The following is a 15041-nucleotide window of genomic DNA, read 5'->3' as shown; positions in this document are numbered from 1 at the left end:
CATGGACAGACATCTGGAAAAGCTCTGGAACACGCTGGAGCAGGTCGACGGCCACGCGGTCACCATCCGCGCGTGGGGCGGGAAGCTGGCCGGCGTGCTGTCGGCCGGCGGCCGGCTGCTGGCCTGCGGCAACGGGGGGTCGGCGGCCGAGGCCCAGCACCTGACGGCCGAGCTGGTGGGCCGCTTCAGGGCCGACCGGCCGCCGTACGCGGCGATCCCGCTGCACGGCGACAGCTCCTCGATGACCGCGATCGCCAACGACTTCGGCCACGACGAGGTCTACGCCCGCCAGGTGCGGGCGCACGGCCGTCCCGGGGACGTGCTGGTGTGCCTGTCGACCAGCGGCGGCAGCCCGAACGTGCTGGCCGCGGCCAGGGCGGCGCAGGAGGTCGGCATCGCCGCCTGGGCCCTGACCGGACCCGCGCCGAACCCGCTGGCCGAGCTGTGCGACGAGGCGGTGGCCGTGCCCGCCGAGGAGACGGCCACCGTCCAGGAGGTGCACCTCGCCATGATCCACCTGCTCTGCGACGCCATCGAGGAGGCCGTCTGATGGGCCCCCTTGTCGTCGTCGGCGACACACTGCTCGACGTGGACGTCGAGGGCGACAGCGAGCGGCTGTGCCCGGACGCGCCGGTCCCGGTGGTCGACATCTCGGCCGAGCACGCCCGCCCCGGCGGCGCGGGCCTGGCCGCGCTGCTGGCCGCGCGGGACGGCGCGGACGTGGTCCTGATCACCGCGATCGGCGACGACCGCGACGGGCACCGCCTGTGCGCCCTGCTGTCGGAGGAGGTCGAGCTGGTACGCCTGCCGCTGAACGGCGGGACCGTGCGCAAGACCAGGGTCAGGTCGAGGGGCCAGACCATGCTCAGGCTCGACACCGGCGACGGCGTCGCCCGGTCCGACCCGCTCGGCGAGATCCCCGAGGAGATCACGGCCGCGGTGGCCCGCGCGGGCGCCGTGCTGGTCTCCGACTACGGCAGGGGCGTGGCCGCGTCGGCCGGGGAGCTGCTGCGCGAGGTGCGCGTACCGGTCGTGTGGGACCCGCATCCCCGGAGCGGGCCGCCGATGCCGGGCTGCGCGCTGCTGACGCCGAGCGAGGCCGAGGCCAGGATGTTGTGCCCGGACGGCTACCGCGGCCCCGACCACGCGGCCCGCCGCCTGGTGCGGGAGCTGCGCGCCGGGGCCGTGGCGGTCACCACCGGCGGCGACGGGGCCACGCTGGCCGTCCAGGGCGGTCCGCTGACGCGCGTGCCGGCGCCGGTGACGGCGTCCGGGCGGGACGCGTGCGGCGCCGGCGACCGGCTGGCCGGCGCCGCGGCGCTCGCGCTGCGCGACGGCGCGGACGTCGTGGAGGCGGTCACCATCGGCGTCGGCGAGGCCTCGCGCTTCGTCGAGCGCGGCGGGGCCGCCACCGTCCGGACGCATGAGCAACGGCTCGGCGACCGGCCGCGCACCGCACTGGAGGTGGCCAGGCTCACCCGCGCGCAGGGCGGCCGGCTGATCGCCACGGGCGGCTGCTTCGACCTGTTGCACGCGGGGCACGTGAGCCTCCTGCGGCGGGCCAGGGCGCTGGGCGACGCTCTCGTCGTCTGCGTCAACTCCGACGACTCGGTGCGCCGGCTGAAGGGCCCGTCCAGGCCCATCGTCGGCGCGCGTGACCGGGTCGAGGTGCTGCGGGCGCTGAGCTGCGTGGACGCGGTCCTGGTGTTCGAGGAGGACACCCCGGCCGAGTCCATCGAGCTGCTGCGGCCCGACGTGTGGGTGAAGGGCGGGGACTACGAGGGGGAGGTCCTGCCCGAGTCAAAGGTCCTGGAGCGGCTCGGCGCCGAGTTCGTCGCGCTGAGCACGCTGCCGGGACGTTCGACCAGCAATCTGATCAGGGAGATCCAGTGAATATTTTGATCACCGGGGGCGCCTCCGGGCTCGGCCTGGCCACCGCCGAAGCGGTCGAGAAGGAGGGCTGGCGGGCGCTCGTCGTCGACGTGCGCGAGCCGGACCAGCGCTTCGACCACGTCACCGCCGACCTGGCCGACCGCGGGCAGGCCGAGCGGGCCGTGCACGAGCTGGCCGAGCGGGCCGGCGGCCTGGACGGCGTGGTGACCGCGGCCGGCATCGACGCCTGCGGGCGCCTGGAGGACGTGTCCGCCGACGACTGGGAGCGGGTGATCCAGGTCAACCTGCTCGGCACGGCCGCCGTCGTACGGGCGGCGCTGCCGTACCTGAAGCGGACCCGCGGCAAGGTGGTGACCTGCGCCTCGACGCTCGGGCTGCGCCCGCTGAGCGACGCCTCGGCGTACTCGGCCTCGAAGTTCGGCGTCGTCGGCTTCACCAGGGGGCTGGCGGTCGAGCTGCGCGGCGAGGTGGGGGTGACCCTGCTGATCCCGGGCGGCATGCGGACGGGCTTCTTCGACGGGCGTCCCGAGCAGTACAAGCCGGGCCCCGAGGCGGGCCTGAACGACCCCGCCGACGTCGCCCAGACCGTCGTGTTCGCGCTCCGGCAGCCGGCCGGGTGCGAGGTCAGAGAGCTGGTCGTCTGCCCCTCGACGGAGACGTCATGGCCCTAGAGCTGCTGGCGCTGCGCGGGCTCGGCCTGGGCGACCTGCTCACGGCCGTCCCCGCGCTGCGGGCGCTGCGGCAGTCCTTTCCCCGGCACCGGATCACGCTGGCCGCGCCGAGGTCCCTGGAGGCTCTGCTGCCGCTGATCGGCGCGGTGGACGCCCAGGTGGACGTCGCCGGGCCGGGCCCGGTGCCGTTCGAGCGGCCCGACATCGCGGTCAACCTGCACGGCAAGGGGCCGCAGAGCATCGAGGCGCTGCGTGCCACCGACCCGGCCCGGCTGATCAGCTTCGGCGTCGGCCCGCAGTGGCAGGACGGCGTGCACGAGGTGCGGCGGTGGTGCGGCCTGCTGGAATGGCACGGCATCCCCGCCGACCCGCAGGATCTGACGCTCGGCGTCTCCGACCGGACGGGGCCCGTGATCGTGCATCCGGGCGCCGCCTACCCGGCGCGGCGCTGGCCGCCCGAGCGGTTCGGCGAGGTCGCGGCCGCGCTGGACGACGTGGTCGTCACCGGCAACGCCGACGAGGTGCCGATCGCCAGGAGGGTCGCCGAGCTGGCCGGGTTGCCGGAGGAGCGCATGCTGGCCGGCCGTACCCGGCTGGCCGACCTGATCGACCTGGTCAGCCGGGCCAGGCTGGTGGTCTGCGGCGACACCGGGGTCGCGCACCTGGCGACGGCGTTCTGCGTGCCGTCGGTGGTGCTGTTCGGCCCGGTCCCGCCGTCGGAGTGGGGGCCACCGCCCGGCTGGCGACACGTGGCCCTGTGGGCCGGCCGCAAGGGCGACCCGCACGGCCAGCGCCCGGACCCCGGTCTGCTGAAGATCGAGGTGTCCGAAGTCGTCGACGCAGCTCTGGAGGTCACGTCATGAGGGCTCTGGTCACCGGCGGAGCCGGCTTTCTCGGTTCCTATCTGTGCGAACGCCTGCTGGCCGAGGGCGCCGAGGTCATCTGCATGGACAGCTTCCTGACCGGCGGCCCGCGCAACGTCGAGCACCTGCTGGACAATCCGGCCTTCCGGCTCATCGAGAGCGACCTGACCGGGTACGTGCACGTCCCGGGCCAGGTGAACCTCGTGCTGCACTTCGCCTCGGCCGCCTCGCCGGCCGACTACCTGCGCTACCCGATCGAGACGTTGCGGGTGGGCAGCGTGGGCACCCTGCACGCGCTCGGGCTGGCCAGGGAGAAGGGCGCCCGGTTCGTCCTGGCGTCCACCAGCGAGGTGTACGGCGACCCGCTGGAACACCCGCAGAAGGAGACGTACTGGGGCAACGTCAACCCGGTCGGCCCGCGCAGCGTGTACGACGAGGCGAAACGCTTCGCCGAGTCGCTGACCACCGCCTACCGGCAGTCGCGCGGCACGGACACCGGGATCGTGCGCATCTTCAACACCTACGGCCCGCGCATGCGCCCGTTCGACGGCCGGGCGATCCCGACGTTCATCCGGCAGTCGCTGAAGGGCGAGCCGCTGACCATCACCGGCGACGGCTCCCAGACCAGGTCGATCTGCTACGTGGACGACACCGTCGCGGGCATCCTGGCCATGGCCCGCAGCGACTTCCCCGGCCCGGTCAACATCGGCAACCCGGACGAGCTGACCATGCTGGAGCTGGCCGCCCTCGTCCGCGACCTGACCGGGTCCAGCTCGGAGATCGAGTTCATCGACCGGCCCGCCGACGACCCGAAGGTGCGCCGGCCCGACACCACGCTGGCCGCCGAGCGGCTGGGCTGGCGGGCGGAGGTGCCCGCGAAGGAGGGGCTGCGGCGCACGATCGAATGGTTCACCGCGGAGCTCGCCGCGAACGAGAGGTTCGAGCAGCTGCGTGTGTGAGGGAGAGCGCCGAGACTTCGGCGACTCCACGGGAGGTCGTGGGCCGGGCCCGAGAACCCGGCCCACGACCATGTCCACCACACCCCCGCTCGCCACCGGCGGCCGGCGGGCGGTCAGAGCGCGATGCCGAGCAGGGCGTCGGTCAGGTCCTTGACCAGGCCCGGCTCCTGCGGCCCGCCCTCGGCCAGCGCCCGTTCGGCCCAGGCGTCGATGGCGGCCAGCGCGCCCGGCGAGTCGAGGTCGTCGGCCATCCGCTCGCGTACCGTGGCCAGCAGCTCCTCGGCGCGCGGCGCGCCCTCCAGGGCGACGGCCGAGCGCCACAGCCCGAGCCGTCGCTCGGCGGCGGCGAGCTGGTCGGGCGTGTACTCCCAGTCCTCCCGGTAGTGGTGGGCCAGCAGGACGAGCCGGATGGCCATCGGGTCGTGCGCCTGCCGCAGCCGGCTGACGAACACCAGGTTGCCCTTGGACTTCGACATCTTCTCGCCGTCGAGCGCCACCATGCCCGCGTGCGTGTAGAACTTGGCGAACGGCCACTCCCCCGTCGCCGCGTGCCCCTCGGACGCGCCGCACTCGTGGTGCGGGAAGATCAGGTCGGAGCCGCCCCCGGCCACGTCGTAGCCGGGGCCCAGGTTGCGCAGCGCGATCGCGGTGCACTCGATGTGCCAGCCGGGACGCCCCCGCCCGAGGCTCGACTCCCAGGCCGGCTCGCCGGGCCGCTCGGCCCGCCACAGCAGCCAGTCGAGCGGGTGCCGCTTGCCCGGCCGGTCGGGGTCGCCGCCGCGCTCGGCGGACAGGGCCAGCATCTCGGCCTCGTCGTAGCCGGACACCTGGCCGAACTTGGGGGCGTCGGCCACCTTGAAGTAGACGTCGCCGTCGAGGTCGTAGGTGCAGCCCTTGGCGGCCAGCTCGGTGATCAGGTCGGCGACGTGGCCCACGACCTCGGTGACGCCCACGTACTCGCGCGGCGGCAGGATGCGCAGGGCCTCCATGTCGGTGCGGAACAGCTCGATCTCGCGCTCGGCCAGCTCCTGCCAGTCGACGCCGGTCTGGGCGGCCCGCTCCAGCAGCGGGTCGTCCACGTCGGTGGCGTTCTGGGTGTAGTGGACCTCGTGGCCGGCGTCCCGCCACATCCGGCCCACCAGGTCGAAGGCGTGGTAGGTGTTGGCGTGGCCGAGATGGGTGGCGTCGTAGGGGGTGATGCCGCAGACGTACATCCTGGCGGTGGGGCCGGGATCGGTCTGCCTCACCTGCTTGGTCGTCGTGTCGAAGAGACGCAGCGGAACGCTCTCACCTGGGAGCTTGGGGATGTTCTGGGCAGACCACGATCTCATGCCTTTGAGCCTATCCGTGCCGTAAGGTCCGTGAACTCGTAGGCGGTGTCGTCCTGCCCCAGGGTGACCCGCATCACCGACAGGGAGGCGTGGACGCGGCCGTCGGGCAGCGTGTGCCGGACCAGGAGGGCGCCCGGCCGGTCGGAGTGCGCGCCGGTGATCAGCTCCGCCCAGTCGGCCGCGCCCGCGAAGCGCGGCAGGTGCTCACGTACGCGGTCGGCGTCGGGGTCGAGGCCGGTGTTGACGACCATGCTGGTGCCCTCGGGCAGCCGGGAGTCGGTGCGGCGGTCGCCGTCCCAGCTGAACAGGCGGACGCCGGACAGGTCGGCGAGCACGAGGTGGAAGGGGTCGTAGCGGGTCAGGTCGACGTCCGGGGCGCCGCCCGTGGACACCGCGATCAGGGCCAGGTCGCCGCGGGAGATCCTGGTGGTCTCGGGGGCCTGCCTGCCGTGGCCGTTGAGGAGGGCGGCGGCCCGGCCGGCGGACGGGGAGACGGCCATCCAGGTGCCGCCTCCCTTGAGGTCACGGCCGCCGATCACCCCGGGATGCTCGGGCCAGTGCTCCCCCGGCGCCTCCCAGGGGCGGTCGGTGAGCTCGTCCCGCACGCCCATGAGGGTCAGCGGCTCCCCGGTTCTCACGATCAGCGTGCACATGCGGCAAAGGGTACAAAACCCCCGGGACTCGTCAGATCGGGGGCCAGGGAACGGCGGGCCACCCCTCCGAGGGATACGGGTGGACGCCGGTGTCCAGCAGCCGCCTGACCCGTCGCCAGGTGGCCTCCACCTCGGCCAGCGTGAGCAGTTCGCGCAGCCGGCGGCCCAGCGAGCCGGACTCCAGGTCGCGCTCCAGCTTGGCCAGTACCGCCACGGCCTCGCGCGCCAGCGGCTTGCCCCGCCACTGCCACAGCACGGTACGCAGTTTGTCCTCGGCCGAGAAGCAGACGCCGTGGTCGACCCCGTAGACGTGCCCGGTCGGCAGTGGCAGCAGGTGACCGCCCTTGCGGTCGGCGTTGTTGACGATCGCGTCGAACACCGCCATCCGGCGCACCACCGGGTTGCGGCTCTTGACCAGGCGCATCAGGTCGATCTCGCGCTCGGTGTCGATCCAGAGCTGGCACATGCCGGGCCCGAACGGGCCCTCGCGATAGACGGTCGGCGGCACGATGCGCCAGCCGGTGGCCTGGGAGACCTCGTAGGCGGCCACCTCACGGGCGGCCAGGGTGCCGTCGGGGAAGTCCCACAGGGGGCGCTCGCCGCGTACGGGCTTGTAGACGCAGGCGGCGCTGCGGCCGCCGAGCTTGATCGAGCAGTAGAGGGTCATGTTGGTGGCCTCGACCAGGCGGCCGGCCACCTCCAGGCGCCCGTCGCGCAGCAGGGTGAGCGCCTCCTCCTCCTGCATGATCGGCGCTTGTTGCGGCTTGACGGCCGGTTCGCTCTCAGGAGCGGTCATGAAGCCGCCTCACCCCCGCGGTAGCCGTTGAGTCGGACGCAGACATGGCCTTCGGCGTCGAGCGGTTGCCCGCACAGGGGACAGGGAGGCCGCCCCGCCGCCACGATCTCGAGCGCCCTCCGGGTGAAGGCGCGCGCCGCCCCCGCGCTGATCCGCACGCGCAGCACGGCCGGGTCGGGGCCGTCGAGGTCCTCCTCGTCGATGACCTCCTGCGCCTCGATCACCACCTGGGAGTTGTCGGCGTCCCAGGCCAGCGCCATGGTGCCGACCCGGAAGTCCTCCGAGACCGGCACGTCGAGGGGGGCGTCGTCGGTCAGGTCGGCCGGGGCGAGCGCGGGCACGTGCGCGGTGCCCCCGCTGAGCCGAAGCACCTCGTCGAGCAGCTCGTCGAGCCTGCCCGCGAGCGCAGCGACCTGCAGCTTCTCCAGCGCCACGGTGGTCAGTCTGCCCTCGGCCCTGGCCTGCAGAAAAAAGACCCGCGCGCCCGGCTGCCCCAGGGCGCCGGCGACGAACCTCTCCGGTGGGTCGTAGTCGAAGACCGGCATAGCCTGACCTTACGTGGTCCCGGGTCCACCGCCGACGGCGGCATCGCTCCCGGTGATGTTTTCTCCCCCGTCTTTCTCCTCCGAATCCTCAGGCAACCGCAATTCCCCCATATCGTTAATCCTGAGAACAAAGGGACGCAGGGGGGCATAGCGAATGACTGTGAGGGCCGCAGGATCGGCTGTTATCCGCTGAAAATGATCGAGGTGCAGCCCTAGAGCGTCGGCCACGATCGCCTTGATGACGTCTCCGTGGGTGCACGCCAGGTAGACACCCTTCAACCCGAGGCGTTGATTCCACTCCCGGACGGCCGCGACCGCTCGATGTTGCATATCGGCCAGCGACTCCCCTTCCGGAAATGTCACCGCACTCGGATGCGCCTGGACGGTCTGCCACAGCGGCTCCTGGGCGAGCTCCTTGAGCGGGCGGCCCGTCCAGGTGCCGTAGCCGCACTCGATCAGCCGCTCGTCGATCCGCACGTCCGCGCCGCGCCCCTTCGCGACGGCCTCGGCGGTCTCGCGGCACCGTTCGAGCGGGCTGGAGACGACGGCGTCGAGCCGGACCCCGGCGATGCGCCCGGCCAGCGCCTCGGCCTGCGCCCGGCCGGCCTCGCTCAGGTGCACCCCTGGGGTGCGCCCGGCCAGCACCGGCCCGGTGAGGTCGGTCAGCCCGTGGCGGGCCAGCAGAAGGGTGGTCACACAGCAAGTGTCGCAGGCGCGGATCACCATGTTTCACACACCTGCGAGAAATCTTCACATACAGCCACCGCCACGGTCCTCACCAGGCAGGACATTGGAGCGGCTGACTGGCGGGCGGGCCCGTTCTTGGTAACCTGGCGGGATCATGGAGCAGCGCTATGTCGGCCGCAGCGGCCTGTCGGTGTCCCGGCTGGGGCTCGGCACGATGACCTGGGGCCGTGACACCGACCCGGAGGAGGCGGCCGCCCAGCTCCGTTCGTTCGTCGAGGCGGGCGGCACCCTCGTCGACACGGCCGACGTCTACACCGGCGGCGACTCCGAGCGGCTGCTCGGCCGCATGCTGCGCGACTCGGTGCCGCGCTCGGAGCTGGTGATCTCGACCAAGGCCGTGGTCACGCCGACCGGCCGCCGGCCGCGCGACGCCTCCAGGCGCCACCTGATCGCCGCCGTCGACGAGTCGCTCAACCGGCTCGGCCTCGACTACGTCGACCTGTGGCAGCTCCACACCTACGACGCCGAGGTGCCGCTGGAGGAGACCCTGGCCGCCCTCGACGCGATCGTCTCCTCGGGCCGGGCCGTCTACGCCGGGGTGTGCGACTACGCGGGCTGGCAGCTCGCCGCCGCCGCGGTCACCCAGAAGTCGGTCCCCGGCCGCATCCCGATCACCTCGGCCCAGGTGGAGTACTCCCTGCTGGCCCGCGAGCCCGAACGCGAGCTGCTGCCCGCCGCCGCCCACCTCGACGTCGGGGTGCTGGCCTGGTCGCCGCTCGGCAGGGGCGTGCTGACCGGCAAGTACCGCACCGGCATCCCGGCCGACTCCCGCGCCGCGACGCCGCACTTCGCCGACTTCGTCCGGCCCTATCTCGACGAGCGCGGCCGCAGCGTGGTCGAGTCGGTCACGACCGCCGCCGACGGGCTCGACGTCTCGCCGCTGGCGGTGGCGCTGTCATGGGTGCGCGACCAGCCGGGGATCGCCTCGGCGATCGTCGGCGCCCGTACGCACACGCAACTGAAGGGCATCCTGTCGGCCGAGGACGTCGTGCTCCCGATCGAGATCCGGGAGGCACTCGATGACGTGTCGTCGCTCGACTGACGAACGAGAATCCATCTCGCGTATCACTAGTCGATACCGAATCGCAACTTTACCGGGAAAAAGCCTGCGTCTGACGGGTCTTGTCCATAAGGATTTCCTCCTGAAGCGACACAGGAGGGGACGGATGGGGAGCAGGACCGCGATCTCGGCCGGGGTGCTCGCGGTGGCACTGGGGGCGATCCCGGTGGGGGCGCCCGCCGCTTCCGCCGCCGCCCAGGACTGCTCACGCGACGGGGGCCTGCTCTCGGGCGTGACCAGCACGCTGTGCGACGTCGTCGGCGCGCTCACGGGCACGGTCGACGACCTGACCGGCGGCAAGACCGAGCCGGTGACCAAGGGCGTCAAGGACACCACCGACGAGGTGCTCGGCGCTGTGGGCGACGCCGTACCGACCGGCAAACCCGGTAAACCCGACAAATCAAGTAAGTCGGACACCCCGGCCCGGCCCTCCCCCAGCCCCACCGACGACCTGGTGCCCGAGGCGCTCAAGGACGTCTGCCTGCCGGTGCTGGCCTGCGACGACCAGGGCGTGCTCGAGACGCTCGCGCCGCACGCCACGACCTCGCCCGAGACCGGGACGAAGACCGACACCGACACAGAAGCCGGGCGCCGCCGGGACCGGCCCCGCGAGCGCGCCGAGCAGGACACCGCGCCGCTGCCGACGCAGCCGCCCACGCCGCCGCAGCACAGGCCCTACACGCTGGACGACGAGCGGCCGGTCACCGCCGAGGAGCCGACCGCCGATCCCGACGACTCGCGGGTGGAGTTGTTGTGGCCCAACCCGTTCGCACGGGAGCTGGCCGTGCCGCTGCGCGACCAGCGGGTGGTGCGGCCCAGCCCGCCGGCTCGCGACGTGCTGGGCACGGTGCTGACGATCCTCCTGCTGGGGTCGGCGGTGCTGGCCACCCGGATCGTGCAGCAGCGGCGGCACCGGGCCGAGCCGAGCGAGACGATCCCGTTCGAGCCGGCCCCGGCCAACAACGGCAGGCACCGCCTGGCGTGAGGCGGGCTCAGCCGCCGATCGCGTGGGCGCCGCCGTCGACGTGGACGATCTCGCCCGTCGTGGCGGGGAACCAGTCGGACATGAGCGCCACGCACGCCTTGGCGGCCGGGACCGTGTCGGTGAGGTCCCAGCCCAGCGGCGAGCGCTCCGGCCAGCTCTCCTCGAACTCCTTGAAGCCCGGGATCGACTTGGCGGCCATCGTGCGCAGCGGCCCGGCCGAGACCAGGTTGACCCGGATGTTGTGCTTGCCCAGGTCGCGGGCGAGGTAGCGGCTGCACGACTCCAGCCCCGCCTTGGCCACGCCCATCCAGTCGTAGACCGGCCACGCCTTGGAGGCGTCGAAGTCGAGGCCGACGACCGCGCCGCCCTCCTTCATCAGCGGCAGGCAGGCCACCGCCAGCGACTTGAACGAGTACGTGGAGACCTGCAGGGCGGTGGCGACGTCCTCCCACGGCGTGTTGAGGAAGTTGCCGCCGAGGGCGCTCTGCGGCGCGAACCCGATGGAGTGCACGACGCCGTCGAGCCCGTCGACGTGCTCGCCGACGCGGGAGGCCAGCGTGTCGAGCTGGTCGGTGTCCTGGACGTCGAGCTCCAGCACCGGCGGGGTCTGCGGCAGCCGCTTGGCGATGCGCTCGACCAGGCTCAGCCGGCCGAACCCGGTGAGCACCACCGTGGCGCCCTCCTCCTGGGCCAGCTTGGCCACCGAGAAGGCGATGGAGGCGTCGGTGAGCACGCCGGTCACCAGGATCCGCTTGCCTTCGAGAATTCCCACGTCAGTGCCCCATTCCGAGTCCGCCGTCGACCGGGATCACGGCCCCGGTGATGTAAGAGGCGTCGTCGCCGGCCAGGAAGCGGACGACGCGCGCGATCTCCGCGGGGGCGGCCTGCCGCCCGAGCGGGATGTTCTTGACGATGGCCTCCTGGTCGAGGCCGGACGTCATGTCGGTGGCCACGAAGCCGGGCGCGACCACGTTGACGGTGATGTTGCGCGAGCCGTACTCGCGGGCCAGGGAGCGGGCGAAGCCGACCAGGCCGGCCTTGGAGGCGGCGTAGTTGGCCTGGCCCGCCTGGCCGGACAGGCCGACCACCGAGGAGATGAGGATGATGCGGCCGCGCTTGAGCTTCATCATGGGCCTGATGGCGCGCTTGGCCACGCGGTAGGCCCCGGTCAGGTTGGCGTCGATGACGTCGGTGAAGGTCTCCTCCTTCATCATCGCCAGCAGGGTGTCCTTGGTGATGCCCGCGTTGGAGACGAGGACCTCGACCGGCCCCTGCTCGGCCTCCACCTTGTCGAAGGCGGCCTCCACCTCGGCCGTGCTGGTGACGTCGCAGCGGACGCCGAACAGGCCCTCCGGCGGCTCCCCCGATCGGTAGGTGACCGCGACGGCGTCGCCGGCCGCGGCGAGTTCACGGGCGATCGCGAGGCCTATGCCGCGATTGCCTCCGGTGACGAGTACAGAGCGTGCCATGGCATCTGACGCTATCTCTTACTTGCGAGTATCCGCTTGTCCGGGTGGTACAAGATCACAGGGTTAGGATCGTGGACATGCGCCAGATCGATCCCGATTTCCTGGAACTGCCGCTGCGGCAGCTCGCGGACGCCGCCTTGCAGCGCGCCCGCGACCTCGGCGCCGAGCACGCCGACTTCCGGCTCGAACGCGTCAGGGCCGAGACGCTGCGCCTGTACGACGCCCGCCTCGAAGGCTCGCTCGACGCCGACGACCTCGGCTACGCGGTCCGCGTCGTCAAGGGTGGCACATGGGGGTTCGCGGCCGGCATCCACCTCACCCCGCAGGCCGCCGCCGCCGTGGCCGAGCAGGCGGTGCGGGTGGCCGAGGTGAGCGCGCCCGTCAACCGGGAGCCCATCGAGCTGGCGCCGGAGCCGGTGCACGCCGACGCGGTGTGGGTCTCCGACTACGACGTCGACCCGTTCGAGGTGCCCACGTCCGACAAGGTGGGGCTGCTGGCCGAGTGGTCGGCGGGGCTGCTCAAGGGCGCCGACCACGTCTCGGCGCGGCTGCTGCAGGTCAAGGAGCAGAAGTTCTACGCCGACAGCTCCGGCACCGTGACCACGCAGCAGCGCGTGCGCGTGCATCCGTCGCTCAACGCGATGAAGGCGCACGAGGGCGGCTTCGACGACATGTCCACGATCGCGCCGCCGGTCGGCCGCGGCTACGAGTACCTGACCGGCACGGGCTGGGACTGGCCGGCCGAGCTGGCCCGCCTGCCGGAGCTGCTGGCCGAGAAGCTGGCCGCGCCGTCGGTGGAGGCGGGCGACTACGACCTGGTGATCGACCCGTCCAACCTGTGGCTGACGATCCACGAGTCGATCGGCCACGCCACCGAGCTCGACCGCGCGCTCGGTTACGAGGCCGCCTACGCCGGCACCAGCTTCGCCACCTTCGACCAGCTCGGCGAGCTGGTCTACGGCTCGCCGCTGATGAACGTCACCGGCGACCGCACGGTCACCCACGGCCTGGCCACGGTCGGCTACGACGACGAGGGCGTGCGGGGCCAGAGCTTCGACATCGTCAAGGACGGCGTCCTGGTGGGCTACCAGCTCGACCGGCGGATGGCGCTGATGAAGGGGTTCGGCCGCTCCAACGGGTGCGCGTTCGCCGACTCCCCCGGCCACATGCCGATCCAGCGCATGGCGAACGTGTCGCTGGCCGCCGCGCCCGGCGGGCCCTCCACCGAGGAGCTGATCGCGGGCGTCGAGCGCGGCCTGTACATCGTGGGCGACAAGAGCTGGTCGATCGACATGCAGCGCTACAACTTCCAGTTCACCGGGCAGCGGGCGTACAAGATCTCGCACGGGAAGCTGGCCGGGCAGGTCAGAGACTTCGCCTACCAGGCCACCACGACCGATTTCTGGCAGTCGATGGAAGGGGTCGGCGGGCCGGGCACGTACGTGCTGGGCGGCGCCTTCAACTGCGGCAAGGGCCAGCCGGGGCAGGTCGCGCCGGTCAGCCACGGATGCCCGTCGGCGCTGTTCAGGGGCGTGCGCGTGCTCAACACCGTGCAGGAGGGCGGGAAGTGACTACTCCGCAGGAGATGGTGGAAAGGGCCCTGGAGCTCTCCGCGAACGACGGCTGCGTGGTGCTGGTGGACGAGGGGTCCACCGCCAACCTGCGCTTCGCGGGCAACACGCTGACGACCAACGGCGTGGCCCGCTCGTCCCGGCTGACCGTGATCTCGGTCGCGGGCGAGGGCGTGGGCGTGGTCTCGCGCTCGTCGGTGCGCGACGACCAGCTCGCCGACGTGGTCGCGGCGGCCGACCGGGCGGCGCGCGAGGCGCGTCCGGCCGAGGACGCCCGCCCGCTGGTCGAGGGCGGCGCCGCCGCGGCCGGCTGGGACGACGAGGTGCGGCCGACCGACATCGGGGTGTTCGAGAGGTTCGCGCCCGCGCTCGGCGAGGCGTTCTCGGCCGCCGAGGCCGGCGACAGGAAGCTCTACGGCTTCGCCGAGCACTCCCTCACCTCGACCTTCCTCGGCACCTCCACCGGCGTGCGGCTGCGCCACGACCAGCCGACGGGCCGCCTGGAGCTCAACGCCAAGTCCGGCGACCTGAAGCGGTCGGCCTGGACCGGCGTGTTCACCGAGGACTTCGCCGACGTCGACGTCGCCGCGCTCGGCGCCTCGCTGGCCCAGCGCCTGGAGTGGGCCAAGACCCGCGTCGACCTGCCCGCGGGCCGCTACGAGACACTGCTGCCGCCCAGCGCGGTGGCCGACCTGATGATCTACCTGTACTGGTCCTCGGGGGCCAGGGACGCGCTCGACGGCCGTTCGGTGTTCTCCGGGCCGGGCGGCGGCACGCGGGTGGGCGAGCAGCTCGCCACGCTGCCGATCACGCTGTCCAGCGATCCCCTGGCCGCGGGCATCTCGTGCGCGCCGTTCGTCACCGCGCACACCTCCAGCCGCGACGGCTCGGTGTTCGACAACGGGCTGCCGCTGGGCCGGACCGACTGGATCAGGGACGGCCGGCTGGAGGCGCTGCTCCAGACGCGCCACTCGGCCGGGCTGAGCGGGCTGCCGGTGACGCCCGGCATCGACAACCTCGTCATGACCGGCCCGGCGGAGGGCGCGCGCTCGCTGGAGGAGATGATCGCCTCCACGCGGCGCGGGCTGCTCGTCACGTGCCTGTGGTACATCCGCGCGGTCGACCCGCAGACGCTGCTGGTCACCGGCCTCACCCGCGACGGCGTCTACCTGGTCGAGCACGGCGAGGTCGTCGGCGAGGTGAACAACTTCCGGTTCAACGAGAGCCCGGTCGACCTGCTGGGGCGCGTCACCGAGGTGGGCGCGCCGGAGCGCACGCTGCCCCGCGAGTGGAACGACTACTTCCAGCGCACGGTGATGCCGCCGGTGCGGGTGCCGGACTTCAACATGTCGACGGTCAGTCAGGCGAGCTGACGCCCACCCGCCCGAACCCGCCGCGCCCGCCCCGACCCCCGCCGGCCCCCCCAGGCGCGGGGGGGCGGGCGGGGGGGGGGGGTGGCGCGAGCCGGGGGGCCCCCCCGCCCCCCGGGGCGGGCCCC

General features: G+C 72.7%; 16 protein-coding genes. 9 read left to right on the top strand and 7 right to left on the bottom strand.

All coding sequences use genetic code 11. The features are described from left to right. Position 1 precedes the first annotated feature (1 nt). From AB0J97_RS32065 to AB0J97_RS32045, 5 genes are read left to right on the top strand one after another with little or no spacing between them, the layout of a single operon-like run. Positions 2 to 550, top strand: a complete 549-nt coding sequence (locus AB0J97_RS32065) for an SIS domain-containing protein (RefSeq protein ID WP_364095548.1) — start codon at positions 2 to 4, stop codon at positions 548 to 550. Next, positions 550 to 1893: a PfkB family carbohydrate kinase gene (locus tag AB0J97_RS32060; RefSeq protein ID WP_364095545.1), complete on the top strand. Its 1344-nt coding sequence runs from the start codon at positions 550 to 552 to the stop codon at positions 1891 to 1893. The genes AB0J97_RS32065 and AB0J97_RS32060 overlap by 1 nt, the downstream gene beginning before the upstream one ends. Then, on the top strand, positions 1890 to 2564 hold the full coding sequence (locus AB0J97_RS32055; RefSeq protein ID WP_364095542.1) for an SDR family oxidoreductase: 675 nt from the start codon (positions 1890 to 1892) through the stop codon (positions 2562 to 2564). The genes AB0J97_RS32060 and AB0J97_RS32055 overlap by 4 nt, the downstream gene beginning before the upstream one ends. Beyond that, positions 2555 to 3427 (top strand): glycosyltransferase family 9 protein, encoded by an 873-nt coding sequence (locus AB0J97_RS32050; protein ID WP_357707006.1) that lies wholly within the window; start codon positions 2555 to 2557, stop codon positions 3425 to 3427. Before AB0J97_RS32055 ends, AB0J97_RS32050 begins: the two co-directional genes overlap by 10 nt. After that, a complete protein-coding gene (locus tag AB0J97_RS32045; RefSeq protein WP_357707007.1) occupies positions 3424 to 4386 on the top strand; it encodes a UDP-glucuronic acid decarboxylase family protein in 963 nt (320 codons plus the stop codon). The genes AB0J97_RS32050 and AB0J97_RS32045 overlap by 4 nt, the downstream gene beginning before the upstream one ends. 113 nt (positions 4387 to 4499) lie before the next feature. Here the strand turns inward: AB0J97_RS32045 and mshC are convergent, their stop codons facing one another. The 5 genes from mshC to AB0J97_RS32020 are packed head-to-tail and all read right to left on the bottom strand — an operon-like array spanning position 4500 to position 8407. Next, positions 4500 to 5717, bottom strand: coding sequence for a cysteine--1-D-myo-inosityl 2-amino-2-deoxy-alpha-D-glucopyranoside ligase (gene mshC, locus AB0J97_RS32040; protein ID WP_364095537.1), 1218 nt, complete (start codon positions 5715 to 5717; stop codon positions 4500 to 4502). After that, on the bottom strand, positions 5714 to 6370 hold the full coding sequence (locus tag AB0J97_RS32035) for an NRDE family protein (RefSeq protein ID WP_364095534.1): 657 nt from the start codon (positions 6368 to 6370) through the stop codon (positions 5714 to 5716). The genes mshC and AB0J97_RS32035 overlap by 4 nt, the downstream gene beginning before the upstream one ends. Before the next feature lie 31 nt (positions 6371 to 6401). After that, on the bottom strand, positions 6402 to 7166 hold the full coding sequence (locus tag AB0J97_RS32030) for an SCO1664 family protein (protein WP_357710751.1): 765 nt from the start codon (positions 7164 to 7166) through the stop codon (positions 6402 to 6404). Continuing rightward, the gene (locus tag AB0J97_RS32025; protein WP_357710753.1) at positions 7163 to 7711 is read right to left on the bottom strand and encodes a DUF3090 domain-containing protein; all 549 of its coding nucleotides are present in this window, start codon (positions 7709 to 7711) and stop codon (positions 7163 to 7165) included. Before AB0J97_RS32025 ends, AB0J97_RS32030 begins: the two co-directional genes overlap by 4 nt. A gap of 9 nt (positions 7712 to 7720) precedes the next feature. After that, positions 7721 to 8407, bottom strand: coding sequence for a histidine phosphatase family protein (locus AB0J97_RS32020; protein ID WP_357710756.1), 687 nt, complete (start codon positions 8405 to 8407; stop codon positions 7721 to 7723). A gap of 145 nt (positions 8408 to 8552) precedes the next feature. Between AB0J97_RS32020 and AB0J97_RS32015 the strand changes: the two genes are divergently transcribed. Continuing rightward, positions 8553 to 9500, top strand: coding sequence for an aldo/keto reductase (locus AB0J97_RS32015; RefSeq protein ID WP_364095529.1), 948 nt, complete (start codon positions 8553 to 8555; stop codon positions 9498 to 9500). A 124-nt stretch (positions 9501 to 9624) separates the two neighbouring features. Next, entirely contained in the window at positions 9625 to 10503 is an 879-nt protein-coding gene (locus tag AB0J97_RS32010; RefSeq protein WP_364095526.1) for a hypothetical protein, read from the top strand. Between the two features lie 7 nt (positions 10504 to 10510). Here the strand turns inward: AB0J97_RS32010 and fabI are convergent, their stop codons facing one another. Together fabI and AB0J97_RS32000 are read right to left on the bottom strand one after the other, a co-directional pair. Continuing rightward, entirely contained in the window at positions 10511 to 11275 is a 765-nt protein-coding gene (fabI, locus tag AB0J97_RS32005) for an enoyl-ACP reductase FabI (RefSeq protein ID WP_357710763.1), read from the bottom strand. 1 nt (position 11276) lies between these two features. Then, on the bottom strand, positions 11277 to 11972 hold the full coding sequence (locus tag AB0J97_RS32000; RefSeq protein WP_357710766.1) for a beta-ketoacyl-ACP reductase: 696 nt from the start codon (positions 11970 to 11972) through the stop codon (positions 11277 to 11279). Between the two features lie 77 nt (positions 11973 to 12049). On the opposite strand from AB0J97_RS32000, the gene AB0J97_RS31995 reads away from it, so the two are divergent. Continuing rightward, positions 12050 to 13543: a TldD/PmbA family protein gene (locus AB0J97_RS31995; RefSeq protein ID WP_357710769.1), complete on the top strand. Its 1494-nt coding sequence runs from the start codon at positions 12050 to 12052 to the stop codon at positions 13541 to 13543. 14 nt (positions 13544 to 13557) lie between these two features. Beyond that, positions 13558 to 14916: a metallopeptidase TldD-related protein gene (locus AB0J97_RS31990; RefSeq protein ID WP_357710785.1), complete on the top strand. Its 1359-nt coding sequence runs from the start codon at positions 13558 to 13560 to the stop codon at positions 14914 to 14916. The last annotated feature ends 125 nt before the right edge of the window (positions 14917 to 15041 follow it).

Source organism: Nonomuraea sp. NPDC049607, from assembly GCF_040675375.1.
Classification (GTDB): domain Bacteria; phylum Actinomycetota; class Actinomycetes; order Streptosporangiales; family Streptosporangiaceae; genus Nonomuraea.
This window is presented reverse-complemented; position numbering and strand designations above follow the sequence as displayed.

Coding starts and splice junctions, on each gene's coding strand:
- AB0J97_RS32015 (WP_364095529.1), top strand. CDS start 8,553: ATGGAGCAGCGCTATGTCGGCCGCAGCGGCCTGTCGGTGTCCCGGCTG.
- AB0J97_RS32035 (WP_364095534.1), bottom strand. CDS start 6,370: ATGTGCACGCTGATCGTGAGAACCGGGGAGCCGCTGACCCTCATGGGC.
- mshC (WP_364095537.1), bottom strand. CDS start 5,717: ATGAGATCGTGGTCTGCCCAGAACATCCCCAAGCTCCCAGGTGAGAGC.
- AB0J97_RS32010 (WP_364095526.1), top strand. CDS start 9,625: ATGGGGAGCAGGACCGCGATCTCGGCCGGGGTGCTCGCGGTGGCACTG.
- AB0J97_RS32025 (WP_357710753.1), bottom strand. CDS start 7,711: ATGCCGGTCTTCGACTACGACCCACCGGAGAGGTTCGTCGCCGGCGCC.
- AB0J97_RS32060 (WP_364095545.1), top strand. CDS start 550: ATGGGCCCCCTTGTCGTCGTCGGCGACACACTGCTCGACGTGGACGTC.
- AB0J97_RS31995 (WP_357710769.1), top strand. CDS start 12,050: ATGCGCCAGATCGATCCCGATTTCCTGGAACTGCCGCTGCGGCAGCTC.
- AB0J97_RS32000 (WP_357710766.1), bottom strand. CDS start 11,972: ATGGCACGCTCTGTACTCGTCACCGGAGGCAATCGCGGCATAGGCCTC.
- AB0J97_RS32065 (WP_364095548.1), top strand. CDS start 2: ATGGACAGACATCTGGAAAAGCTCTGGAACACGCTGGAGCAGGTCGAC.
- AB0J97_RS32050 (WP_357707006.1), top strand. CDS start 2,555: ATGGCCCTAGAGCTGCTGGCGCTGCGCGGGCTCGGCCTGGGCGACCTG.
- AB0J97_RS31990 (WP_357710785.1), top strand. CDS start 13,558: ATGGTGGAAAGGGCCCTGGAGCTCTCCGCGAACGACGGCTGCGTGGTG.
- AB0J97_RS32045 (WP_357707007.1), top strand. CDS start 3,424: ATGAGGGCTCTGGTCACCGGCGGAGCCGGCTTTCTCGGTTCCTATCTG.
- AB0J97_RS32030 (WP_357710751.1), bottom strand. CDS start 7,166: ATGACCGCTCCTGAGAGCGAACCGGCCGTCAAGCCGCAACAAGCGCCG.